The 22,089-nt window shown below is 68.8% G+C and carries 23 protein-coding genes; 9 read left to right on the plus strand and 14 right to left on the minus strand.

All coding sequences use genetic code 11. From position 1 onward, the window contains the following. Positions 1–92: 92 nt before the first annotated feature. The 8 genes from recA to flgB form a co-directional block, all read right to left on the minus strand. A complete protein-coding gene (recA, locus tag EV659_RS11485) occupies positions 93–1,145 on the minus strand; it encodes a recombinase RecA (RefSeq protein ID WP_132709034.1) in 1,053 nt (350 codons plus the stop codon). A 128-nt stretch (positions 1,146–1,273) separates the two neighbouring features. After that, complete coding sequence (locus EV659_RS11490) at positions 1,274–3,622, minus strand: hybrid sensor histidine kinase/response regulator (protein WP_165878862.1); 2,349 nt, start codon at positions 3,620–3,622, stop codon at positions 1,274–1,276. 93 nt (positions 3,623–3,715) lie between these two features. Beyond that, on the minus strand, positions 3,716–4,819 hold the full coding sequence (flhB, locus tag EV659_RS11495) for a flagellar biosynthesis protein FlhB (RefSeq protein ID WP_132709036.1): 1,104 nt from the start codon (positions 4,817–4,819) through the stop codon (positions 3,716–3,718). A gap of 50 nt (positions 4,820–4,869) precedes the next feature. Continuing rightward, a complete protein-coding gene (fliR, locus tag EV659_RS11500; protein WP_132709037.1) occupies positions 4,870–5,628 on the minus strand; it encodes a flagellar biosynthetic protein FliR in 759 nt (252 codons plus the stop codon). Between the two features lie 12 nt (positions 5,629–5,640). Continuing rightward, on the minus strand, positions 5,641–5,916 hold the full coding sequence (locus EV659_RS11505; protein ID WP_200287505.1) for a flagellar biosynthetic protein FliQ: 276 nt from the start codon (positions 5,914–5,916) through the stop codon (positions 5,641–5,643). A gap of 225 nt (positions 5,917–6,141) precedes the next feature. Next, complete coding sequence (gene fliE, locus EV659_RS11510; protein WP_132709038.1) at positions 6,142–6,474, minus strand: flagellar hook-basal body complex protein FliE; 333 nt, start codon at positions 6,472–6,474, stop codon at positions 6,142–6,144. 11 nt (positions 6,475–6,485) lie between these two features. Continuing rightward, positions 6,486–6,893 (minus strand): flagellar basal body rod protein FlgC, encoded by a 408-nt coding sequence (flgC, locus tag EV659_RS11515; protein ID WP_132709039.1) that lies wholly within the window; start codon positions 6,891–6,893, stop codon positions 6,486–6,488. Positions 6,894–6,972: 79 nt separating this feature from the next. Then, positions 6,973–7,416: a flagellar basal body rod protein FlgB gene (flgB, locus tag EV659_RS11520; protein ID WP_165878863.1), complete on the minus strand. Its 444-nt coding sequence runs from the start codon at positions 7,414–7,416 to the stop codon at positions 6,973–6,975. A gap of 344 nt (positions 7,417–7,760) precedes the next feature. Here flgB and EV659_RS11525 point away from each other — a divergent pair, with 344 nt between their 5' ends. After that, positions 7,761–8,084 carry a flagellar biosynthetic protein FliO gene (locus tag EV659_RS11525; RefSeq protein WP_132709041.1) on the plus strand — a complete coding sequence of 108 codons (324 nt, stop codon included), beginning with the start codon at positions 7,761–7,763 and terminating at the stop codon, positions 8,082–8,084. After that, entirely contained in the window at positions 8,056–8,943 is an 888-nt protein-coding gene (fliP, locus tag EV659_RS11530) for a flagellar type III secretion system pore protein FliP (RefSeq protein WP_132709042.1), read from the plus strand. Before EV659_RS11525 ends, fliP begins: the two co-directional genes overlap by 29 nt. 12 nt (positions 8,944–8,955) lie before the next feature. Here the strand turns inward: fliP and EV659_RS11535 are convergent, their stop codons facing one another. Beyond that, complete coding sequence (locus tag EV659_RS11535) at positions 8,956–10,038, minus strand: M14 family metallopeptidase (RefSeq protein ID WP_132709043.1); 1,083 nt, start codon at positions 10,036–10,038, stop codon at positions 8,956–8,958. Further along, positions 10,022–11,440, minus strand: coding sequence for a glutamate-cysteine ligase family protein (locus tag EV659_RS11540; protein ID WP_132709044.1), 1,419 nt, complete (start codon positions 11,438–11,440; stop codon positions 10,022–10,024). Before EV659_RS11540 ends, EV659_RS11535 begins: the two co-directional genes overlap by 17 nt. A 185-nt stretch (positions 11,441–11,625) precedes the next feature. Between EV659_RS11540 and trmFO the strand changes: the two genes are divergently transcribed. Next, entirely contained in the window at positions 11,626–12,984 is a 1,359-nt protein-coding gene (trmFO, locus tag EV659_RS11545; RefSeq protein ID WP_132709045.1) for a methylenetetrahydrofolate--tRNA-(uracil(54)-C(5))-methyltransferase (FADH(2)-oxidizing) TrmFO, read from the plus strand. A gap of 71 nt (positions 12,985–13,055) precedes the next feature. Here trmFO and EV659_RS11550 read toward each other — a convergent pair whose 3' ends face one another. Next, entirely contained in the window at positions 13,056–13,826 is a 771-nt protein-coding gene (locus EV659_RS11550) for an SDR family NAD(P)-dependent oxidoreductase (RefSeq protein WP_132709046.1), read from the minus strand. Beyond that, positions 13,813–14,253: a VOC family protein gene (locus EV659_RS11555; RefSeq protein ID WP_132709047.1), complete on the minus strand. Its 441-nt coding sequence runs from the start codon at positions 14,251–14,253 to the stop codon at positions 13,813–13,815. The genes EV659_RS11550 and EV659_RS11555 overlap by 14 nt, the downstream gene beginning before the upstream one ends. A gap of 272 nt (positions 14,254–14,525) precedes the next feature. Here EV659_RS11555 and speD point away from each other — a divergent pair, with 272 nt between their 5' ends. From speD to EV659_RS11570, 3 genes are all read left to right on the plus strand, one after another. After that, positions 14,526–15,023, plus strand: coding sequence for an adenosylmethionine decarboxylase (gene speD, locus EV659_RS11560; protein ID WP_132709048.1), 498 nt, complete (start codon positions 14,526–14,528; stop codon positions 15,021–15,023). Further along, on the plus strand, positions 15,020–15,898 hold the full coding sequence (gene speE / locus EV659_RS11565; protein WP_132709049.1) for a polyamine aminopropyltransferase: 879 nt from the start codon (positions 15,020–15,022) through the stop codon (positions 15,896–15,898). The genes speD and speE overlap by 4 nt, the downstream gene beginning before the upstream one ends. Before the next feature lie 97 nt (positions 15,899–15,995). Next, positions 15,996–16,721 carry an SAM hydrolase/SAM-dependent halogenase family protein gene (locus EV659_RS11570; RefSeq protein WP_132709050.1) on the plus strand — a complete coding sequence of 242 codons (726 nt, stop codon included), beginning with the start codon at positions 15,996–15,998 and terminating at the stop codon, positions 16,719–16,721. A 138-nt stretch (positions 16,722–16,859) separates the two neighbouring features. Here EV659_RS11570 and EV659_RS11575 read toward each other — a convergent pair whose 3' ends face one another. After that, a complete protein-coding gene (locus EV659_RS11575) occupies positions 16,860–17,951 on the minus strand; it encodes an EAL domain-containing protein (protein ID WP_132709051.1) in 1,092 nt (363 codons plus the stop codon). Between the two features lie 117 nt (positions 17,952–18,068). On the opposite strand from EV659_RS11575, the gene EV659_RS11580 reads away from it, so the two are divergent. The 3 genes from EV659_RS11580 to EV659_RS11590 all read left to right on the plus strand — a co-directional run bounded on the left by EV659_RS11580 (position 18,069) and on the right by EV659_RS11590 (position 21,005). Then, positions 18,069–18,836, plus strand: coding sequence for an SDR family NAD(P)-dependent oxidoreductase (locus EV659_RS11580; RefSeq protein ID WP_132709052.1), 768 nt, complete (start codon positions 18,069–18,071; stop codon positions 18,834–18,836). Next, positions 18,836–19,819 carry a thiamine pyrophosphate-dependent dehydrogenase E1 component subunit alpha gene (locus tag EV659_RS11585; RefSeq protein WP_132709053.1) on the plus strand — a complete coding sequence of 328 codons (984 nt, stop codon included), beginning with the start codon at positions 18,836–18,838 and terminating at the stop codon, positions 19,817–19,819. Before EV659_RS11580 ends, EV659_RS11585 begins: the two co-directional genes overlap by 1 nt. Positions 19,820–19,916: 97 nt before the next feature. Next, a complete protein-coding gene (locus EV659_RS11590; protein WP_132709054.1) occupies positions 19,917–21,005 on the plus strand; it encodes an alpha-ketoacid dehydrogenase subunit beta in 1,089 nt (362 codons plus the stop codon). 64 nt (positions 21,006–21,069) lie between these two features. On the opposite strand, the gene EV659_RS11595 is transcribed toward EV659_RS11590, so the two are convergent. Further along, entirely contained in the window at positions 21,070–22,089 is a 1,020-nt protein-coding gene (locus EV659_RS11595) for a patatin-like phospholipase family protein (RefSeq protein ID WP_132709055.1), read from the minus strand.

The raw sequence follows: 22,089 nt of genomic DNA on the forward strand, positions 1-22,089 counted from the left end.
TTCTGGGACCGGCGCCGGCAAGGCCGACACACGGACCGGCAAAGGCCCCCCGCTTCTAGCCGGCCACGGCCCCGGCTGTCCAGAACCCGCGCCTATTCGGGCTCGACCAGCAATTCCTCGGTCACCAGGCCGGCATTCTTGCGGATCGCGGTTTCGATCGCCTGGGCGACGTCGGGATTGTCCTTGAGGAAACGCTTGGCGTTCTCGCGCCCCTGGCCGATGCGCTGGCTGTCGTGAGAATACCAGCTGCCGGCCTTTTCCACCACGCCGGCCTTGACGCCCAGGTCGAGCAGTTCGCCGCGCTTGGAGATGCCCTCGCCATACATGATGTCGAATTCCACCTGGCGAAACGGCGGCGCCACCTTGTTCTTGACCACCTTCACCTTGGTGGCGTTGCCGACCACCTCTTCCTTGTCCTTGATCTGGCCGGTGCGGCGGATGTCGAGCCGCACCGAGGCATAGAATTTGAGCGCGTTGCCGCCGGTGGTGGTCTCCGGGCTGCCGTACATGACGCCGATCTTCATGCGGATCTGGTTGATGAAAATGACCATGCAGTGCGACTTGGAGATCGAGCCGGTGAGCTTGCGCAGCGCCTGGCTCATCAGCCGCGCCTGCAACCCCACATGGCTGTCGCCCATCTCGCCTTCGAGCTCGGCACGCGGTGTCAATGCGGCGACCGAGTCCACCACCAACACGTCGATGGCGCCCGAGCGCACCAGCGTGTCGGCGATTTCGAGCGCCTGTTCGCCGGTGTCGGGCTGCGAGACCAGCAGTTCGTTCACGTCGACGCCGAGCTTGCGGGCGTAGGACGGGTCGAGCGCGTGTTCGGCGTCGACGAACGCCACCGTGCCGCCGTTGCGCTGCGCCTCGGCCGCCACGTGCAGGGCCAGCGTGGTCTTGCCCGAGCTTTCCGGGCCGAAAATCTCGATGATCCGGCCGCGCGGCAGACCGCCGATGCCCAAGGCCATGTCGAGCCCCAGCGAGCCGGTGGAAATGGCCGCGATGTCCATCGCCTCCTGCTGGCCGAGCTTCATCACCGAGCCCTTGCCGAACGCACGGTCGATCTGGGTCAACGCGGCATCGAGGGCCTTCTGTTTGTCCATGGGGGCGTCCTTCACCAGTTGCAGATCCGCTGCGGCCGACATCGGCGCTCTCCCTTCCATAGAAGACCGGTTCACTCCATTCAACACACGGTTTGTACCAGGTTTGTTCCGGCCGCACAAGCGCGATATTCTTGGTTTGTTCCCTTCCCCACCGGTCCGGACGAACGCCGTCAAACCCGCTCGTCGAGCACGTCCTTGACCAGTTCGGCCAGTTGCTTGAGCGAGAACGGCTTGGCGAGGAAGGCGAAGCCAGATTCGCCGATGCGCTGGCGCACCGCGTCCTCGGCATAGCCCGACATGAACACGATCTTCATGTCGGGGCGCGACTTGCGTGCCTCGTCGACCAGGGCGGGGCCGTCCATGCCGGGCATCACCAGGTCGCTGATCAACAGGTCGATGGGACCGGCATATTCGTTCATCACGTCGAGACCGTCCTCGCCCGAATCCGCCTCCAGTACCTTGTAGCCCTTGTTGGTCAGCGCCCGGGCGGCGAACATGCGCACCGGGTCTTCGTCCTCGACCACCAGGATCGTGCCCTTGCCGGTCAGGTCGCGGACCACGCGGCTGTTCTCGGGTTCGTCGACCTCGGGAGCGGCATCCTGGGTCGGCAGATAGAGCCGGAATTCGGTGCCGAGGCCGGGCTCGCTGCTGACGAAGATATAGCCGCCGGTCTGCTTGATGATGCCATAGACCGTCGACAGGCCGAGCCCGGTGCCCTGGCCCACTTCCTTGGTGGTGAAGAAGGGGTCGAAAATCTTGCTCAGATGCTCGGGCGGGATGCCGCAGCCGGTGTCGCGGATCAGGATCTGGACATATTCCTGATCGGTCATGGTCTCGGAATCGTCGTCGTCGGCGGTTTCCACCGTCACCGCGCTGGTGCGGATGGTCAGCGTGCCGCCCTCGGCCATGGCGTCGCGGGCGTTGACCGCCAGATTGATGATCACCTGTTCGAGTTGGCCCTGGTCCACCTTGACCGGGCGCAGATCGCGACCGTGCTCCATCTCCAACTCGATGGTCTCGCCGATCAGCCGGCGCAACAGGTTGGAGATCTCGGCCAGCACCTCGGTGATCGACAGCACCCGCGGGCGCAGCGTCTGCTGGCGCGAAAAGGCCAGCAACTGGCGCACCAGGTTGGACGCCCGGTTGGCGTTCTGCTTGATCTGCATGATGTCGGTGAACGACTCGTCATGGGTACCGTGACGGACCAGGAGCAGGTCGCAAAAGCCCAGGATCGCGGTCAGCAGATTGTTGAAGTCGTGCGCCACGCCGCCGGCGAGTTGGCCGATGGCCTGCATTTTCTGCGCCTGGGTGAACTGGCGCTCCAGCGACTTCTGGTGGGTCAGGTCGACCAGATAGGCGACGGTCCAGCCGCCGCGGGCCAGGCTGCGCGGCGGCAGCAACAGTTGCGCCGAGCGCTGGGGCTGGGTGTTGAAACGCAATTCCATGGGCTTGGGTGCGGTTTCGCCCGCCGCTGCCAAGCGCAGCACCTCCGCGACCGCAGCGCGATCCTCATCGACGACGAAATCGCCGAGCCGGCCGCCCCGGGTCGCCACCCCCGCCGGGACGAAGGCGCCAAACGCGGCATTGGCGCGGCCGATCCGGCCCTCGGCATCGATCACCGCCATGGCCAGGGGCGATTCCTCGAACAAGGCGGCCTCGAACGCCGACCGGCCGGGCTGCGGCGCCGACGGCACCCCGGCCTCACGCGCGGCGGCCATCCGTTCGGCCTCCCGATCAGGACGTAACACCGCCAAATGCCCCACCAGCATCCCGTGCACCGGCCCGTAAAGCGGCGCCAGCGACCGGTGCACCGGCTTGCGCGCGCCGGCCTCGGTCTGGATGACCTCGCCGTCGTCGGGAAACAGGGCGTCAAAGCGCAGACCGGCCTCGGACAGGCTCGCCGCGTCGGCGCCGATCAGTTCGGCGGCCGCGTCGTTGACGAATCGCACCACGCCGCCGTCGTCGGCCAGCACCACCCCGGTCCCCACCGCCGATAGCATAGGCCCCACATGGTCGCGCGCGCGGTCGAGCCGCTGGGCAAATGCCGCGTCGGGCTCCACCGCGGCCACATGCCAAACCCTGCGACTGGCGACCTGGCGCACGTTCAGCGATAGCCAAGCCGCCGTCACACCGGACGCGGCGGGCACCACCAGGTCGGCCTGGCCGCGTTCGTCCAGATTGCGTTGCAGCATATCCCAGTCGGCGCTGGCGCCGCCGGGGCCGCCGATCAATTGGCGCGGCGCCAGTACCTGGCCGCGGCCCAGCCGCTCATAGCCGCCATTGTGCCAGATCACCGCGCCGGTGTGGTCGGTGACCGCCACCGGGTTGAGCGTTGCCGCGACCAGAGTGCGCAACATATCCACCTCGGACTCGGCCGCCTCGACCTCGCGGCTGCGTTCGGCGAGCAGCAGAGCCAGGGCCAGACCGACCAAGCCCAGGGCCAAAAACGCCAAGCCGGCCTCGACCCCGAACCACAGCGTGGCGGCGCTCCAGGCTCCGGCGACCAGCAGCGAGGCCAAACCGCCAACCCATATCAGCCGTCCCGACGGCCGCCCGGTCGGCGGCGACGTCAGGTGCATGGGAAGCGGGGAAAAGCTCGGCATGTCCATGGCTCAGCGTCCGGGCTGGGCGGCATCGGCCCGCCGCCGGCTTCGGGCGGTCTTGGCCTTCAGCCGCATGACGTAACCGATGACCTCGGCGACCGCTTGATAGTGCGCCGGCGGGATTTCCTCGTCCACCTCCACGCTGGCATAAAGCGCGCGCGCGACCGGCGGGTTTTCCATCACCGGCACGCCGTGTTCCTCGGCCACCGAGCGAATGCGCAACGCCAATTGGTCGACCCCCTTGGCGACCAGCACCGGCGCGTCCATCTCGCCATGCTTGTAGCGCAACGCCACCGCGAAGTGCGTCGGGTTGGTGACCACCACGTCGGCATCGGGCACCGCGGCCATCATCCGTTCGCGACCGCGCTGGGCCCGCAATTGCGCCAGCTTGCGCTTGACCTCGGGATCGCCTTCGGTCTGCTTGCGCTCGTCCTTGACCTCCTGCTTGGACATCTTGAGGTCTTCGCTGTGCTTCCAGCGTTGATAAACCAGATCCAGGATGGCGATCAGCACCATGACCAGGATCACCGCGATCAGGACGCGGGTGATCAACAGCGCCAGGACCGCCAGCGTTTCGCCGATCGGCATGTCCATGAGCGCCTGAAGCCGCCCGCGTGCCGGATACAACACCAGGAGGATGACCCCGAAGATCACCGGCAACTTGATCATGGTCTTGGCGAACTCGACCAGCGCCTGGGTGCCGAACTTCTGCTTGAAGCCCTTGATCGGGTCGATCTTTTTGAGGTCGGGCTTGAGCCGTTCGCCGGTCAGCACGACCTTTTTCTGCAGCAGATTGCCGATCAGCGCGGCGGCGACGAAGATCGTCATCGGCACCGCCATGATCAGCGCCGTGTCGATCACCAGATCGGCGGCCATGGCGCGCAGGCTTTCAGGCCCCGTCGACATGGTGCCGAAGCCCTGGATATGGGCCTGAAGACGGCCGGCGATATCGGGCATGAAGAACCGCCCCAGCCCGATGACCACGATCAGCCCGGCGGTCAGGCTGACCACGTTGTTGACCTCCTGGCTGTGCGGCATCTGGCCTTTTTCTTCGGCCTCCCGCCGCCGCTTGGGCGTCGCGTCTTCGGTTTTTGAGTCTTTGTCTTCGGCCATGCCGCCGCTCCCGATGGGGGTCGGTTCCGGGCCCCCTGCCCGCGCCGGGATCAGCGCACGAAACGCTGAAACTGATCCTCATAGCCGGCCAGAAACGCCATCATGACGCCCGGCAGCACCACCGCCAAGACCACAAATCCCAGCAGAATGTTGATCGGCATGGCCAAAAAGAAAATCTGAAATTGCGGCAGAAGCCGGGCACTGATGCCGAGCGCGGTGTAAAAAACCAGCGCATAGACAAAAAACGGCGCCGCCAGTTGCAGGCCGAGCCGGAACATGTGGCTGATCTGGTCGACGATCATGGTCAGATAGTCGCCCACCGGCATCATCCGGGTCGGCGGCAGCAGGGTGTAGCTGTCGTAAAGCGCTTCGAGCATCAGATGGTGCAGATCGGTGACGAAGATCAACGTCACCCCGATGAGCCGCATGAAGGTGGCGGTCAGCGCCGCCTGGGTGCCCTGGGTGGGGTCGAACTGCTCGGCCACCGCCAGCCCGTTCATGAACCCCTGGATGGTGCCGGTGACGTGCAGCGCGCCCATCAGAATCTGACCGACCAAGGCCAGCGTCAGGCCGACGATCAATTCGCGGATCACCAGCCAGGACAGGCCGGCAAAGCCGGCCGGCGGCGGCGGCAGAGTCGGCGCCAGCGGCCCGACCATGACGCCGGTGACCAGAAGCGCAAAGGCAAGGCGCGCCGGCCGCGGGAACGATTGTTCGCCCAGCGCCGGCGCCAGCATGAAGAACGCCCCGATGCGCACGAACAGGGTAAAAAAGTCGTAGACCTCGGCTTGCAGCAGATCTTCAAGCACGGCCCGCGCGCCCTAGCCGGCGATCATCAGGTCGAAGATCTGCTGCATGAAGCTGTTCATGCGTCGCCCGATATTGGGCAGCAGGAACAGCGTGGCGGCGAACACCGCGATGATCTTCGGCACGAAGGTCAGGGTCATTTCCTGGATCTGTGTGACCGACTGAAAGATCGCCACCACAAGCCCAAGCGCGAGCCCGAACAACATGATTGGCCCGGCCGCCATCAACAGGGTCACGAGCGCCTGTCGGGCCACATCGAGCACTTCGGCACCGGTCAGAAGAAGGGGCATATCGCTCGCCTGTTCCGCCTGGGTTGCACCCGGCCGCGCCCCGAGCACCCGGCGCGCGGCCCAAGCCCGACGCCCAGCATTGGCCCGCGTCCCGGCAACGCCCCGGCAGCGCCGGATGTCACGGTGCCGACCAACGATGCGCGACACAACAAGCCGCGGGCCCGCCTTCGGGGCCGGAAACCCCAGACCCGAATTGGGGGCCGCGGGTCGAAGACCGACGGTCCGTCAGATCGGCATACGCATGATCTCTTCATACGCTTTGACCACCCGGTCGCGCACGGTGGTCACGGTGTCGAGCACCATCTCGGCATTGTTGACCGCGGTGACCACGTCCACCAGCCCCGCTTCACCGGCCACCGCCTTGGCCGACATCTGCTCGGCGTTGCGAGTGGCGTCTTCCACATTGGTGACCATGGTGTCGACCAGGGCGCCGAAGCCACCAGCGCCTTGCGCGGCCTGCCCACCCGCAGCCCCGGCGACGCCGGTCTGCTGCTGTTCGGTGGCGCGGTTGAGCGCCGAGCCGTAGGCGGCGCTGGCGTCGAGCGTTTTCATGTCCATCGGCTCTCTCCTCAGCGCAACAGTTCGACCGTGGCGACGGCCATGCGTTTGGTGGAATCCATGGTGTTCAGATTGGCCTTGTAGCTGCGCTGAGCCTGCTGCATGTCGATTGCCTCGACCAGCCCCTTGACGTTGGTGGTCGCCACATAGCCGCTGGCATCGGCGGCCGGGTGGCCGGGCTCGTAGCGGCTGCCGAATGCCGATTTGTCCTCGTCGATCTTATGCACGCCGACCTTGTTGACGCCCATCTGATCGTCGAGCGTGTTCTTGAACGTCACCACCTTGCGCCGATAGGGATCGTCGCCCGGCCGCAGGGCGGTCGAGTCCGCGTTGGCCATGTTCTCCGCGATGATGCGCATGCGCACGCTTTGCGCACGCAGGCCTGCGGCCGAGACCATCATTGCCTTTTCGATATCCATGCCGCCTCTCCTTCACTGACCACGACCGGCCCTATCTTACCGCGACGGAACCGCCGCGCGGGCCGGACCGACCGTTACCCTATCGCGCCCCACCGCCGCTGCCGATGGCCATCTTCAACAGCCCCGAATGCTTGCGGTAGAGATTGATCATCAACCCGTATTCCATCTGGTTCTCGCCGACCCGGCGCAGTTCTTCTTCGAGTTCCACATTGTTGCCATTGGGCGTTTCCTGCCCGGCCTTGGTCTCGACCGCCTGGAGCGCGCCGAACGCGTCGCCCGGCGGCACCATGTGACCGGGATGGCTGGCCACCATGCGCACCGTCGGCATGGTCGGCGTGGCGTTGTTGCCCAGCGCACCGGTCTTGTCGAGCAGTTGCGTGAAGTTCTGCCCCTGCATGCGCTGCGCCGTATAGCGCGGCGTGTTGGCGTTGGCGACGTTCTCCGACAGCACCTGCTGGCGCTTGTTATGCCAGTGCATCCGGGACTTCAGGCCCTCAAGCAAAGGGATATCGAAGAATTCCATAACGCCGACCCGCTCCATGATCCACGGCCATCCCGCGGAATGAACCTTCTGCAAGCTTAGACCCTAAGCGCTGTCGGTTGCCAGAATGTTAATGGCTGACCGCGACCGCCGCCCGAACCGACCAGGCCAGGCCAGACCGGCCGAGACAAGGCGATCGAGCATCGGGTGGCGAGGCTTAAACCATGCTTAACCGGCATTGGTAAAGATGGCGCCCACAGCCGCCCGGCCTGGGGCCGCTTGCGCCGATCGCCCGGGCTGGCGTATCGAACCAGGCGGGCACCCACCGGTGCCTTGATGACCACGCCCCGCCCGCGCCGGGCCTGACCAGGGATCTATCGCCCCCCATGACCGGGCTCGACTTGCTGTATGCCGCGCTGGCGTTGTTGTTCGTGGTCGGCCTGATCGGCGGGCTGGCGATCCTGCTGCGCAGCAGCGCGACCCTGCAAGACCGTCTGCGCCACTGGGGCAGCGGCACCAATGGGCGCCCCAAGCGCCGGCTGGAACTGGTCGAGACCCTGGCGCTCGACGCGCGGCGCCGGCTGGTGCTGGTGCGCTGCGACGACCGCGACCATCTGCTGCTACTGGGCGGCCACACCGATCAGGTAGTCGCCGCCGACACGGCGCCCAAGGAGACCGCCCATGACCGCGACCGCCGCGCCGGCCGCTGAGCCTCACCGCCCCAGCGGCGGCAACCCGGGCCCGGTGGGCCCGTCGCGCCGCCAATGCGCCTCGCGCCCGTCTGGCCCCTCGCGTCTGGCCCGGATCGCCCAGGTCGGACGCCGGGCGGCCGCCGCGCTGGGCGTGGTGGCGGCGCTGGCTCTGGCGGCGGTGGTGATCTTCCCCGGCGGTGTCGCAGCGCAGGAAATCTCGGTCGATCTGGGCGCCGAGGGCACGCTGACCGGCCGGGTCATCCAGATGCTGCTGTTGATCACGGTGCTGTCGCTGGCACCGTCGATCCTGCTGACCATGACCAGTTTCACGCGCATCGTGGTGGTGCTGTCGATCCTGCGCAACGCGCTCGGCACCCGCACCACGCCGCCCAATGTGGTGATGATCGCGCTGGCGCTGTTCCTGACCGGCTACATCATGGCGCCGGTGTTCCAGCAGTCCTACACCGACGGTATCCAGCCGCTGGTCAATGAAGAGATCGACACCGTGGACGGCCTGCAACGGGCCGTGGCCCCGTTTCGCACCTTCATGCTGGCCAATGTGCGCGAAGCCGACCTGGAGTTGTTCGTCAACATGGGCGACGGCCCGCGCCCCGAGACGCCCGACGACATCGCCATCCAGGTGCTGTTGCCGGCATTCGTGATTTCCGAATTGCGCCGGGCGTTCGAGATGGCGTTTCTGATCTATCTGCCGTTCATCATTATCGACCTGGTGGTCGCGTCGGTGTTGATGAGCATGGGCATGATGATGCTGCCACCGGTGATGATCTCGATCCCGTTCAAGGTGATCTTCTTCGTGCTGGTGGACGGCTGGAACATGCTGTCGGGCAGCCTGGTGCAAAGCTTCAACACGGTCTAGCCGGGCCGCCGCTCAGCCGGGCAGCGGGTAGCGCTCCATGAAATAGCCGAGGCAATCCTGGGCGATGATCCGGGTGTCGCTGGTCAGCATGGCCGGCACCACCGGTCGGCGCAGGGTGATCAGGCCGCCGGCGTCGGCGGCCAGATAGGCGCGCGTGCAGTCGGCGCCGGTCTCGTCGGTGACGTCGAGCAAGATCGCCCCGTCGCCGCGCGGCGCCTGGCGCGCGATCGCGGTGCCGGCATCCAGATCGGCGAAGTTCCAGGTCTCCAGCGTCAACGGCAGCGCCAGATCCGCCTCGCCCGGCCCGATCGCCATGGACAGACCCGCCGGCACCTTGACCGTGGCCACGGTGTGGAACAGGTCCACATCGGCCGGGGCGGGCCAGGTGGTGGGCAGATGGTCCAGGTGCAGCGCGGCGTCGACCCAGTCGGCGGCCAGGGCGACGCCGGCGGGCTCGCCCGAGCGCCCGCACTCCACGGTCACCGCCGGGCACAGCGGCGCGAACGCCAGCGACTGCACGCCGCGCGGTTCGGTGAAATAGACCTGGGTGCGGCTGAACAGGCGCGCCAGATGCAGAAACGCGGGCTCGACCCGGTTGACGCAGCCATAATGCGGGTTGCGCCCGGTGGTGTTGTGGATGTCCAGGCTGGCGAACGGCCGCCGCGCGGCCATGATCTCCACCACCCGCGCCATCAGCCGGTGTTCGGGGCCATCGCCCTCGGCCCCCGGCCAGACCCGATTGAAGTCGGGCTGGCCGTCGAGCCGGCGGCGGTTGTGGGCGGCAGCGGCCACATTGCCGATGAACAGGCTCAAGGGCCGCGGCAGGGCGACCGACCCGCCACCCACATCGTAGCGGCGCAACACCTGCTGCACCGCCAGCACGCCGGTATGCTCGTTGCCGTGCAGCAGGGTCGAGACGAACAGCGGCGCCCGACCTGCCTGGCCTGCCTGCCCTGTCTGGCCCGCCCGCCCGGGCAGATGGATCAGCGTCGGCCGGCCGAGCAGCGCGTCGAGGGCCGCAACCGGGGCGTCCAAAAACCCCGGCGGCAGGGCGTCCAACTGGATCAGATCGTGAGCGTCAAACCGACCACTCATGCACCGGCACTCCACTGTTCTGGCGCCGCAGATAGGCGAGCGTCAGGTCGGCCATGGACGCGCCATGGGCGGCCACATAGGCGCGTTGCCACACCGCCCCGGTCTGGCCGGTTTCGACCCGGCCGCGGATGATCCCGATATAGCGCGCGATGTCGCCGTCATCGATGCCGAGCATGGCGAGCCCGGCCTCGGCCATGGGGATGAACCGGTGGGCGAGGAAGCGGTGGATCGGCGCGATCTCCTCCTCGCGCCATTCGAAGCTGGCGTCGAGGCCGTGGCGCGCGGCGTTGTAGAAATTGTCGCGCGCCACATAGAAGGGCAGATCGTCCTCCAGCGTGGTCTCGCGTTCGACCAGATAGTGCATGAGGCCGTAATAGAAGGCGGCGTTGGCGATGCAGTCGACCACCGTCGGCCCCGACGGCACCACGCGCTGTTCAAGCCGCAGATGGGGCAAGTCGTCGTCCTCGAAGCCGACCAGCGCGCGCGTCCAGCGCCAGATGGTGCCGTTGTGCAGGCGCAGATGCTTGAGCCGCTCGGGCGGCGCGTCGAAGCGGATCGGCAGGATCACCGGATAGCGCTGGCGGTTCGCCTTGAAGACCTCGTAGAAGCCTTCTTCCAGATAGCGGATGCCGAAGGTCACCCGCTCCATATAGTCCCACTTACCCACCGAGACCGCCTGTTCGAACAGCGGAATCCGCGTCTCGGCCCACAGCGAGCGGCCGAACAGGAACGGCGAATTCGCGGCCACCGCCACCATCGGCGCCGACGCCACCTTCGACGCATTATAGGCGCGCGCGTCCTTGCCCGGCGCCACTTGAAGGTGGATCTGGAACGAGGTTGTCGCGGCTTCGAGCATGATGTCGGTGTGCACGCTGTGCAGGCTGTCCTCGCCCTCGATATCCAGGTGGATCGGCACGTCCCGGCGCAGCCGCATAATCTGTTCGTTGAGCGCGCGATAGCGGGTCATCCGCGACAGGTTCTGCGGGCACAGGTCGCGCGCGGTCACCGTCGGCAGGATGCCGATCATCGCCAGGTCGAGCCCCAGATCGCGCGCCACCCGCCGACCGCGCGCCCAACTCTCGCCGAGCGCGCGTTCCATGCGGCTTAGCACCCGGCCCGCCAGCACGGCCGGCGGGGTGTTGAACTCGATATTGAACTTGGACAGCTCGGGCACCACCAGCGGGTCGTCCATGGCGTCGAGAAACGCCTTGTTGCGCGCCGCCGGCCGGCCCTGTGCATCGACCAACCAGGCTTCAAGCTCGGCGCCGACGCGCATCCGGTCGCGCGCCACCCGGCCGGCTTTCAGCCACCGATACAAAAGGTCGGTCTCGAAGCGCAGAGTCTTCTCGAACGCCCGGAAATCCGCGCGTCGGAAGTCGCTGGTCTCGACTTCGTCGCCCATCGGTTGCCGACACCTCCCTGATGTCGTGCCCGCGTCATCGCGGTGTCATTGACCCGAGTGTGCGGCGACAGACCCACGCGACGCAAGGGGCGGCGCGCGCATTGGCCCCTTTTCAAGCGCGCCCGGCCGCGCCATGTAGGGCGCAGCTTTCCCCTCCCCGGTCCGAACAGAAAAGGCGCCAAGCGATGACCCACCAGCCCATCCATATCGTCGGCGGCGGCCTGGCGGGCTCCGAAGCCGCCTGGCAGGTGGCCCAGGCCGGCGTGCCCGTGGTGCTGCACGAGATGCGCCCGACCCGCCCCACCGACGCCCACCATACCGACAGCCTGGCCGAACTGGTCTGTTCCAACTCGTTCCGCTCGGACGTGGTGCACGCCAACGCGGTCGGCCTGCTGCACGAAGAGATGCGCCGCGCCGGCTCGTTGATCCTGGCCGCTGGCGATGCCCACAAGGTGCCGGCGGGCTCGGCGCTGGCGGTGGATCGCGACGCCTTCTCGGCCCATGTGACCGAGACCCTGTCCAACCACCCACTGGTCACCGTCGAGCGCGGCGAGGTGGCCGACCTGCCGCCCGAAGACTGGTCGAGCGTGATCGTCGCCACCGGGCCGCTCACCTCGCCCGGGCTCGCCGAGGCGATCCGCGACCTGACCGGCGAGGACAGCCTGGCCTTCTTCGACGCCATCGCGCCGATCGTCCACAAGGACAGCATCGACATGGGCCAGGCCTGGTTCCAGTCGCGCTACGACAAGGGCGACGGTGCCGACTATATCAACTGCGCCATGGACCGCGCCCAGTACGAGGCGTTCATCGACGCGCTGCTGACCGGCGAGAAGACCCGGTTCAAGCAGTGGGAGGCCGACACGCCCTATTTCGACGGCTGCATGCCGATCGAGGTGATGGCCGAGCGCGGGCCCGAGACGCTGCGCTACGGGCCGATGAAGCCGGTCGGGCTGACCAACCCCCACGACCCCGAACGCCGGCCTTATGCGGTGGTGCAACTGCGCCAGGACAACAAGCTTGGCACGCTTTACAACATGGTCGGTTTCCAGACCAAGCTCACCTATGGCGAACAAAAGCGCATCTTCCGCATGATCCCGGGGCTGCAAGACGCGCGCTTCGCCCGGCTCGGCGGTCTGCACCGCAACACGTTCATCAACAGCCCCAAGCTGCTTGACGGCGCCCTGCGGCTCAAGGCGCAGCCCCGGTTGCGCTTCGCCGGTCAGATCACCGGCGTCGAGGGCTATATCGAATCGGCGGCCATTGGCCTTCTCGCCGGGCGCTTCGCCGCCGCCGAGAGCCACGGCCGCACCCCCGCCGCGCCGCCGCCGACCACCGCCTTGGGCGCGCTCCTCGGCCACATCACCGGCGGCGCCGACGCCGAGACCTTCCAGCCCATGAACGTCAATTTCGGCCTGTTCCCGCCGTTCGAGGGACGGGTCAAGAAGAAGGAGCGCAAGGCCGCCCACGCCGACCGCGCGCTCTCAGCCCTCGGCCCCTGGCTCGCCGGCGACGCACCAGACGACGCGGCCAAGGCGGCCGAATGACCGCCGGGCCCGCTTGAGCCTGCCGGGCCTGCCCGGTCCGCCGGGTCGGTATAATCCGGGCCCGGCGGGGCTCAGTGGAAGTAGCTGGCGCCGTTGATGTCCACCGTGGCGCCGGTGGCGTGGGTGGCCAGGCCGCTGAGCAGGAACGCGATCAGATTGCCGACCTCGCGCGGCGGCGCGGCGTCGCCCATGGGCACCTCGTCGAGCATATGGGCGTTGGCCGGGTCGTCGATGCGCGGCGCCACCCGCTCGGTGCGCACCCAGCCGGGCGCCACCGTGTAGGCGAGCACGCCCTGGCGCGCATAGCCCTTGGCCAGCGAGCGGGTCAGCGCCACCACCGCGCCCTTGCTGGCGGCATAGTGCATGGCGTCGGGCATGTCGCCGCGAAACGCCGCCCGGCTGGCCACATTGACGATCCGGCCGCCGCCGCGCGCCTTGAACGCCAGCACCGCCAGGCGGCTGAGGTCCGCGACCGCGCGCACATTGACCGCCCAGACCCGGTCCCAATCGCGGTCCCAGTCCTCATAAGGGTCCTCGGGCGCCGAATAGGGCATGGTGGCGGCGTTGTTGACCAGCGCGGTCAGCCCACCCGCCGGCGTGCCCGCCGCCCAGTCCTCGGCCGCCCGCCACAACTCGGCGACCGCCGCCTTGCGGCCCAGGTCGGCCTGGACGGTCGTCGCCCGGTCCGGATAAGCCGCCGCCAGCTCGGCCGCCGTGCCCGCGCCGCTGTGCCAGTGCAACGCCACATGGGCGCCGGCGTCGAGCAACACCGCAGCGGTCGCAGCGCCGATACCGCCCGCCGCCCCGGTGACCAGCACCGTCTGTCCGTCAAGCGTGATCATCGCCGGCCCCCGGGTCGAACAATCTGGCGCGGTCGCGGAAGGTCTTGAACTCCAGCACATTGCCCGCCGGGTCGCGCACGAAGAAGGTGCCCTGCTCGCCGGCCTGGCCCTCGAAGCGCACATGCGGGTCGAGCAGGAAGGCGACGCCGGCGTCGTCGAACCGCCGGGCCAGAGCCTCCCAGGCCGCCCAGCCGAGCACGACGCCAAAGTGGCGCACCGGCACCCGGTCGCCGTCCACCGGGTTGGTGGCCGCCTCGCGGCAGTCGTCCGGGCTCAGATGCGCGGTGATCTGATGGCCGAAAAAGTCGAAATCGATCCAGGCGTCCGACCGGCGCCCCACGGCGCACTGCAACAGCCCGGCATAGAAACCTTCGGCCGCCTTTAAGTCGTCGACGGGAAAGGCCAAATGAAAGGGATCGGTGCTCATGGGGCCGAACGCTGCCACGCTTGGCGATGGCTGACAAGCACCGGTGGCTGGCCGGCCTGGGGCACCGGCGCTGGCGCGAACCGGCTTTGCCCGACCGCACGACGGGCTTTGCCCGGCTGCAACAAAGCTGTCACACTTTCCCGCAGGGCGCTAAAAAAGGCTTGCGCGGCCGGGCCAAATGGCCCAAATGACGCGGCTCAACCCGAGGTTAACCCGGAGAGTCACATGGTGCGCGGCCCCGCTGGGGCCCTTGTGGATGGAGGTCGCAGGCAATGCGCTATTCCAAGACCGAACAACTGGCCGTCGCGGGCGATACGGTCACTGTTCTCGACGCCAAGACCACCGCTTCGCCCGAGCCTGTCGATCCCAATGCCCCGCGCCTGGACGCTACGTCGCCCGGCGGCGATTTCATCGTCGAGGGCGGCCTGGCCTATGCCGGCCATCATCTGATCGCCGACTTCTTCGGCGCCGAGAAGCTCAACGACATCGACGCCATCGAGGCGGCCATGCGCGACGCGGCCGAGGCTGCCGGCGCCACGCTGCTGGGCGTCAAGCTGCACCATTTCTCGCCCTATGAGGGCGTCACCGGCATCGCGCTGTTGGCCGAGAGCCATATCTCGATCCACACCTGGCCCGAGCGCGGGTTCGCCGCTCTTGACGTGTTCATGTGCGGCGGCACCGAGCCCATGCGCGCCATCGAGGTGCTGCGCGAACGGCTCAAGCCGGCCCATGTGACGCTGGCCGAACACAAGCGCGGCGTGACCACGTGAGCGACCGGTTTCACGAAACCGTCGACCGCTACTGGGGTCAGTTCTTCGAGATCAGCCGCACCGTCCACCGCGAACAAAGCGCCTTTCAGCACATCCAGGTGCTGGAAAACCGGCTGTGGGGCCGGGTGCTGGTGCTCGACGGCGTGGTCCAGACCACCGAGGCCGACGAACACCGCTACCACGAAGCGCTGGTTCATGTGCCGCTGACCAGCCTGGCCACACCGCGCCGGGTGCTGATCATCGGCGGCGGCGACGGCGGCACCCTGCGCGAGGTGCTCAAGCACCCGGTCGAGCGCGTGGTGATGGTCGAGATCGACGGCGCGGTGATCGACGCCTGCCGCACCCACATGCCGGCCTTGTCGGCGGGCGCGTTCGACGACCAACGGGTCGACCTGATCGTCGGCGACGGCATCGCCCATGTGGCGCACAGCGACGAGACCTTCGACGCGATCCTGGTCGACAGCACCGACCCCGGCGACGGCGCCCATAGCGAAGCCCCCGGCGGGGTCTTGTTCACCGACGCCTTCTATGCCGACGCCGCCCGGCGGTTGAGCGCCGACGGCATCCTCGCCGCCCAGCACGCGGTGCCGTTCCTGGACGGCCCGGTGCACCGCGCCAAGGCCCAACGGCTGGCGCGCGCCTTCGCACTCAGCGGCCGCTACGAGGTGCCGGTGCCCACCTATACCGGCGGCCCGCTCGGGCTCGGTTGGGGCAGTGCTGCCACCGACCCCGGCGCGGTCCCGGCGGCGACGCTGGCCAGCCGGCTGGCGGCGCGCGGCCTGGCCGGGGCCTTGCGCTTCTACAGCCCGGCGCGCCATCATGCCCTGTTCGCGCTGTCGGCCGACGACGGCATCGACCCGCCGGCGCGCGACTGACGCGACACAGGTGCCGGCCCGCGCGGGGCCAGAGCTTGGCCCGCCCTTGGCCGACCCTTGGCGCCGGCTGCTTGGGGACGGCTGCTTGGGGACGGCCATGCTGCTCTTGTTCACCGACTTTGGCTATGACGGCCCTTATGTGGGCGAAATGACGGCGGCCGCGCTGGCTGCCGCGCCCGGCGTCGTGCCGGTCCATCTGATGCACGACGCGCCGGCGTTCGACCCGTGCGCGTCGGCCTATCTGCTGGCGGCGCTGACCGAGCGCATGGCGCCCGACGCGGTGGTCTGCGGCGTCGTCGACCCCGGCGTCGGCAGTGCCCGGCCGGCGGTGGTGCTGGAGGCCGACGACCGCCGCTTCATAGGCCCCGACAATGGCTTGTTCGAGATCGTGGCACGCCGCGCCCGGAGCGTGCGCTGGCGCCGGCTGGCCGAGGCGCCGGCGCGGCTGTCGGCCAGTTTCCACGGCCGCGACCTGTTCGCCCCGGCCGCCGCGCGGCTGGCCAGCGGCCAGCCGGTGGCGCTTGAACCGGCGCCGGGCGACGCGCGCCCCGGCCGCGACTGGCCCGACGACGCCGACCGCGTGGTCTATGTGGACCGCTATGGCAACGCCATGACCGGCCGGCGCGCCGCCACCCTGCCCGGCCACGCCCAAGCGCTACTGGGCGACCAGCATCTGGCGCGTGCCCGCACCTTCGCCGACGTGGCGCCGGGCCAGGCCTTCTGGTACGAAAATTCGGCCGGGCTGGCGGAAATCGCCGTCAACCAGGGCGCGGCGGCGACGGCGCTTGACCTGGCCGTCGGCAGTCCCGTGGCTTGGCGCTGAGCCCGGCACGCCCCGGCACCCCCCGTGCCGATGCACTGTCGCGATGGTCCGCCGCGATCGCCCGTGGGGCGGAAAGACCCCAGGGCCGGGGCCTGGACCGACCCGAACCGGCCCGGACGAACGGGCTCGCTGCCGGGCCTATTGCAGCGTGACGCTGGTCACCGGGTCGGGCGCCGGGCGGGCGAAGTAGAAGCCCTGGTAGAAATCCACGCCGATGGCTTTAAGCGTGTCGAAGGTCTGCGCGTCCTCGACCCCCTCGGCGATGATCTTGATGCCATTGTCCTGGGCCGTGGCGACCAGGAATTCCACCAGACGCCGGGCGATCGGGTGGCTGTTCAGGCTTAAGACCAGCGCCTTGTCGATCTTGATGAAATCGGGGCGCAGGCCAACGAACTGGGACAGATTGTTGTAGCCCGACCCGAAGTCGTCGAGCGCCACCCGGAAACCGGCATTGCGGTAATAGTCGACGATGCGGCGCAGATGGGCCATGTCGGACACATGGTCGGTCTCGACCACCTCGAACACCACGCGGCCGGGGTCGATGCCGTACTCCTTGAGCGCCGCGACCGTGGTGCGCAGGCAGTTTTCCGGGTCGTAGAGCACGCTCGGCTGGAAATTGATGAAACAGGTCTGGTCGGTGGGCAGGCGCTTGCTGCGCGCCACCGCGGTCAGCCGGGCGGCGCGGTCGAAATAGGCCGCCAGCCGCGGCGACGACGCCGCCTCGAACATGCGCCCGGCCGGGATCAGGTTGCCGTCCGTGTCGTGGCCGCGCACCAAGCATTCATGGCCCACGGGCCGCAGGGTGGCGTCGACGATGGGCTGCATGAATGCGGTCAGACGCCCGGATTCCACCAGATCGACCAACCAGGCCCCGCGCACATTGGCGGTGTAGTCGCTCAACCGCATCACCGACCAAAGCTGATCCAGATCCGGGCCGTCGTCCTTGGCCGGCATGATCATGGTGTCGGCCAGTTCGTTCATGTGGAGGCTTTCCACCAGCGCGTCGGCCAGGCGGTGGTGGTCGTCGACCTCCACCACCAATTCTTGATGACGACGGCCGGACCGGGCCACACATCCCGCCAGCTTGAGTGCTTGATGCACCTTGGCCATGGAATGGCCGCCCGGCGGACGAAGGAGGAAACGCGACCCATGGATCATCGGCGGCACCCCGCAGTTTCGGCACTGGACCATTTGGTCCGCGAAATCGTCGGTGGTGTCATTGTCCAGCATGGCATATCCATCAATCGCACGGTCGACGCCGCCAGACCAGCACGCAATACACGGGCCACCGGACGGCCTAGATAGAGGTGGCCAGTTCGACGGCCTTGTCAAGACGGGAGACCTTTGATGGATTTGGGACTTTCCGGCCTGCGCGCTGCGGTCACCGGGGCCACGCGCGGCATCGGCCGCGCCACCGCCGACTTGTTGGCCGAGGAAGGCGCCGATGTGGCAATCTGCGCGCGCCGCGCCGACGCGGTCGCCGAGACCGTCGAGGCGCTTGAGGCCCGGGGCGTCCAAGCCATGGGCGAGACCGTGGACCTGGCACGCCCGGGCGTGGCGCTCAAACGCTGGATCGACCGGGCCGCCGAGCGTTTCGGCGGCCTCGACATCGTGGTGATCAACGTCTCGGGCGGCGGTGGTATGACCGACGAGATCGGCTGGCGAACCAATTTCGAGGTCGACCTGATGGGCGCCGTGCGCACCGCCGAGGCCGCCCTGCCGCACCTGGCCCGGTCGCACAACGGCGCCATGGTGATGGTGGCCAGCATCGCCGCGGTCGAGGATTTCGGCGGCGTCCAGGCCTATAACTCCATGAAGGCGGCGCTGATCAACTATGCCGCCAACCAATCCCAGGCGCTGGCCGACCAGGGCATCCGGGTCAACAGCGTGTCGCCCGGCGTCACCTTGTGCCCGGGCGGGGTGTGGGATCAGGTCCGCCAGCAAATGCCCGACCAGTTCCAAGCCACCGCCGCGCGCGTGCCCTTGGGCCAGCGCTTCGCCCGACCGACCGAGATCGCGCGCACCATCGCCTTCCTGGCCAGCCCCGCCTCTTGCTATACCACCGGCACCAATGTGGTCGTCGACGGCGGTCTGACCCGCCGGGTGCAGTATTAATGCCGGCGCCCACCTCCCAGCCGACCCCGGGCAGCGACCAGACCCCGGCCCCCAATGACTGGACCGACGCGTGCGCACGCGCCGCCTGGGCCGGGCTGGTGCGCTGCCGGCGCTTCGAAGACGCGGTCATGGACGCCTGGCGTGCCGGCGACATCCCCGGCGTGGTCCATGTGGCCACCGGCCAGGAAGCAACCGCGGTGGGGGCTGCGCTGGCACTCGCCCCCGGCGACATGGTCACCTCGACCCACCGCGGTCACGGCCACGCCCTGGCACTCGGCACCGACCCCACGGCCTTGATGGCCGAGTTGATGGGCCGGCGGACCGGGCTCGTGGCCGGACGCGGCGGCTCGAAGCACCTGTCGGACCCGGAACGCGGCCTGCTCGCAACCAACGCCATCGTCGGCGCGTCGGTGCCGCTGGCCGCCGGCGCCGCCCTCAGCGCCAAGACCCGCCAGACCGGCGGCGTCGCGCTGGCGTTCACCGGCGACGGCGCGACCAACCAGGGGGCGGTGTTCGAGGCCATGGTAATGGCGGTGGCGCTGGCCCTGCCGCTGATCATCCTGGTCGAGAACAATGGTTACGCCCAGACCACCGCCAGCGCCTATGCCAGCGGCGGTCAGAGCCTGGCCGCGCGCGCCCGGGGCTTCGGGCTCGCCGCCGACACCGTCGACGGCAGCCGGGTCGATCTGGTCTGGTCGGCGGTGTCGCGCGCTGCCGACCGCGCACGCCTCGGCCTCGGCCCGAGCTTCATCGAAGCCGCGGTCGGCCGCCTGGAAGGCTTCTTCAGCCTCGACGCCCAAGCCTATCGCGGGGCCGACGAGGTCGCCCGGCTGCGCGCGGCGGCCTGCCCGCTCGCCCGGTTTCGCGCCAAGGCGCGCGGCGGGCTCGACGACGCCACGCTCGCCGCCATCGAAACCGATCAGGCCGACGCGGTCGACGCCGCCCTCGCCGCCGCGCGCGCGGCACCGCCCGCCGGCCCCTGACCACCGCTGGCCCAGAACGCTGCTGGCCCAGACCGCTGCCCCCTGACGGGCTCCTGACCGCCATCCTTGACCGCCGCCGCTGAAAGACCGCCGCGCCATGACCGACCGCACCGAGCCTTCGTCCGCAGCTTGTTCGTCCGCAGGTTATTCGTCCCTGGGGGCCTCGCCCGCCGATCCGTCGGCCGAGCCCGTGACCTACCGCGCCGCCCTGACCCGGGCGCTCGACGACGCCATGGCCGCCGACGCCGGCGTGGTGGTGATCGGCGAGGACGTGGCCGGCGGCGCCGGCGCGGCGGCCCAGGGCGGCACCGGCGGCGCCTTCGGCGTCACCGCCGGGCTCTATGACCGCTTCGGCGCCGAGCGGGTCATCGACACCCCGATCGCCGAAAGCGCCATGCTGTCCATGGCCGCCGGGGCTGCGGCCACCGGGCTGCGGCCGGTGGTCGACCTGATGTTCGCCGACTTCGCCCATGTGGCCGCCGACCCGCTGGTCAACCACATCGCCCAGGCCGGCGCGCTGTTCGGCGACGCCCCGGGCCAGGCCGGCCACCTGCCGCTGGTGATCCGTGCGGCGTTCGGCGCCGGCGACCGCTCGGGCGCCCAGCACAGCCAGCCGCTGCACGGCGCGTTGCTGCGCCTGCCGGCGATCCGCCTGGCCCTGCCCGCCACCCCCGCCGACGCCTATGCGCTGCTCACCCATGCGATCGCGTGCGCCGAGCCGGTGGTGGTGCTGGAGCACAAGCGGCTGTACGACACCACGGGCCCGTTGGCCGGCGACGCCCTGCCCTGGGGCCGGGCGCGGGTGGTGCGCGCCGGGCGCGACGCCACCCTGCTGGCGGTCGCGGGCCAGGTGGCCCCCGCGCTCGACGCGGCCGAACGGCTGAGCGGTCACGGCATCGAGGTGGAGGTGGTCGACCCGCGCACGCTCAACCCGCTCGACCTGGGGACGCTGACCGCTTCGCTGGCGCGCACCGGCCGGCTGGCGATCACCGACGAAGACCGCTGCGCCGCCGAGATCGTCGCCGGGCGGCTGGCCGAGACCGCCTTTGCGCTGCTCCAGGCGCCGCCCTGCCTGATCTGCCCGGCGCCGGGCCCGGTGCCGTTCGCGCCCGGCCTCGAAGACGCCTGGGCCCCCGACGCCCCCCGCATCGCCGAGGCGCTGCGCCGGCTGTGCACCGACGGCTGAGGGAGACGCAAACCGACGACTATCATACTAGGCGGTGGCGAGAGCTGAATACCCGCCCCGCAGCTCAGAGCATATCGGTGATATCCACGGTCGAGCGTTCGCCGACCCGGTCGAAGCAGGTGTCGAGCCACTGGCCGGCGGCGTCGCGGCCGAGGTCGCGCAGGCGGGTCAGGAACGCCCATTCGGCGTTGAGCTTGGACGACGCCGACAAGGACTTGATCGCCTCGGCATCCTGGATGCGGTGCAGGCGCACCTGGCGGTAATCGGTGCCGTCGAGCCGGCCCTGGTCGATCAGGCGGGACACGAACTCGATGGCGCGGAACTCCTTCATGAGCGAGGCGTTGAAGGTGATCTCGTTGACCCGGTTGAGGATCTCGCGCGCGGTCTTGGGCGTCTCGGCGCGCTCCATGGGGTTGATCTGGACCAGCAGCACGTCGCTGGTGGTGCAGCAGTCGAAGAACGGGAACAGCGCCGGGTTGCCCATATAGCCGCCGTCCCAATAGGGCACGCCGTCGATCTCCACCGCCTGGAACATGAACGGCAGACAGGCCGACGCCATCACCGTGTCGGCGCTGATCTCAGGATTGCGGAACACCCGCACCCGGCCGGTGTGCACATTGGTGGCCGAGACGAACAACTGGGTTTGCCAGCAACTCTCCACCCGCGCGAAATCCACCTGGGCTTCAAGCAGGTCGCGCAGCGGATTGAGGTTCAGCGGGTTGACCTCATAGGGCGAAGCGAGCCGCGACATCAGGTCGAAGAACAGATAGCTCGGCGAATTGTCCAGGCTCCAATCGCCGAACAACAGGTTGATCGGGTTGCGCTGGATCGGGCTCGCCTGGCCCGCGCGCGCCACCGCCGCCCAAAAGTCGGCGAGCGCCTGGCGCGCGCCATCGGCCCCGCCCTTGACCACCCCATCGGCATAGACCGCCGCGTTCATGGCACCCGCCGAGGTGCCCGAGATGCCCTCGAACGCCAGCCGCCCGTCTTCGAGCAGCCGGTCGATCACCCCCCAGGTGAAGGCGCCGTGCGCGCCCCCGCCCTGGAGCGCCAGGTTGATCGGCTTGGGCTCGGCGCGGGCCAT

Origin of the sequence: Rhodothalassium salexigens DSM 2132 (assembly GCF_004341375.1) — a bacterium.
Classification (GTDB): domain Bacteria; phylum Pseudomonadota; class Alphaproteobacteria; order Sphingomonadales; family Rhodothalassiaceae; genus Rhodothalassium; species Rhodothalassium salexigens.

What these genes read in the sequence shown, in the direction of transcription:
- recA (WP_132709034.1), bottom strand. Translation starts at nt 1,145, where the DNA reads ATGTCGGCCGCAGCGGATCTGCAACTGGTGAAGGACGCCCCCATGGAC.
- flhB (WP_132709036.1), bottom strand. Translation starts at nt 4,819, where the DNA reads ATGGCCGAAGACAAAGACTCAAAAACCGAAGACGCGACGCCCAAGCGG.
- EV659_RS11505 (WP_200287505.1), bottom strand. Translation starts at nt 5,916, where the DNA reads ATGCCCCTTCTTCTGACCGGTGCCGAAGTGCTCGATGTGGCCCGACAG.
- fliE (WP_132709038.1), bottom strand. Translation starts at nt 6,474, where the DNA reads ATGGACATGAAAACGCTCGACGCCAGCGCCGCCTACGGCTCGGCGCTC.
- flgC (WP_132709039.1), bottom strand. Translation starts at nt 6,893, where the DNA reads ATGGATATCGAAAAGGCAATGATGGTCTCGGCCGCAGGCCTGCGTGCG.
- flgB (WP_165878863.1), bottom strand. Translation starts at nt 7,416, where the DNA reads ATGGAATTCTTCGATATCCCTTTGCTTGAGGGCCTGAAGTCCCGGATG.
- EV659_RS11525 (WP_132709041.1), top strand. Translation starts at nt 7,761, where the DNA reads ATGACCGGGCTCGACTTGCTGTATGCCGCGCTGGCGTTGTTGTTCGTG.
- fliP (WP_132709042.1), top strand. Translation starts at nt 8,056, where the DNA reads ATGACCGCGACCGCCGCGCCGGCCGCTGAGCCTCACCGCCCCAGCGGC.
- EV659_RS11535 (WP_132709043.1), bottom strand. Translation starts at nt 10,038, where the DNA reads ATGAGTGGTCGGTTTGACGCTCACGATCTGATCCAGTTGGACGCCCTG.
- EV659_RS11540 (WP_132709044.1), bottom strand. Translation starts at nt 11,440, where the DNA reads ATGGGCGACGAAGTCGAGACCAGCGACTTCCGACGCGCGGATTTCCGG.
- trmFO (WP_132709045.1), top strand. Translation starts at nt 11,626, where the DNA reads ATGACCCACCAGCCCATCCATATCGTCGGCGGCGGCCTGGCGGGCTCC.
- EV659_RS11550 (WP_132709046.1), bottom strand. Translation starts at nt 13,826, where the DNA reads ATGATCACGCTTGACGGACAGACGGTGCTGGTCACCGGGGCGGCGGGC.
- EV659_RS11555 (WP_132709047.1), bottom strand. Translation starts at nt 14,253, where the DNA reads ATGAGCACCGATCCCTTTCATTTGGCCTTTCCCGTCGACGACTTAAAG.
- speD (WP_132709048.1), top strand. Translation starts at nt 14,526, where the DNA reads ATGCGCTATTCCAAGACCGAACAACTGGCCGTCGCGGGCGATACGGTC.
- EV659_RS11570 (WP_132709050.1), top strand. Translation starts at nt 15,996, where the DNA reads ATGCTGCTCTTGTTCACCGACTTTGGCTATGACGGCCCTTATGTGGGC.
- EV659_RS11575 (WP_132709051.1), bottom strand. Translation starts at nt 17,951, where the DNA reads ATGCTGGACAATGACACCACCGACGATTTCGCGGACCAAATGGTCCAG.
- EV659_RS11580 (WP_132709052.1), top strand. Translation starts at nt 18,069, where the DNA reads ATGGATTTGGGACTTTCCGGCCTGCGCGCTGCGGTCACCGGGGCCACG.
- EV659_RS11585 (WP_132709053.1), top strand. Translation starts at nt 18,836, where the DNA reads ATGCCGGCGCCCACCTCCCAGCCGACCCCGGGCAGCGACCAGACCCCG.
- EV659_RS11590 (WP_132709054.1), top strand. Translation starts at nt 19,917, where the DNA reads ATGACCGACCGCACCGAGCCTTCGTCCGCAGCTTGTTCGTCCGCAGGT.
- EV659_RS11595 (WP_132709055.1), bottom strand. Translation starts at nt 22,089, where the DNA reads ATGGCCCGCGCCGAGCCCAAGCCGATCAACCTGGCGCTCCAGGGCGGG.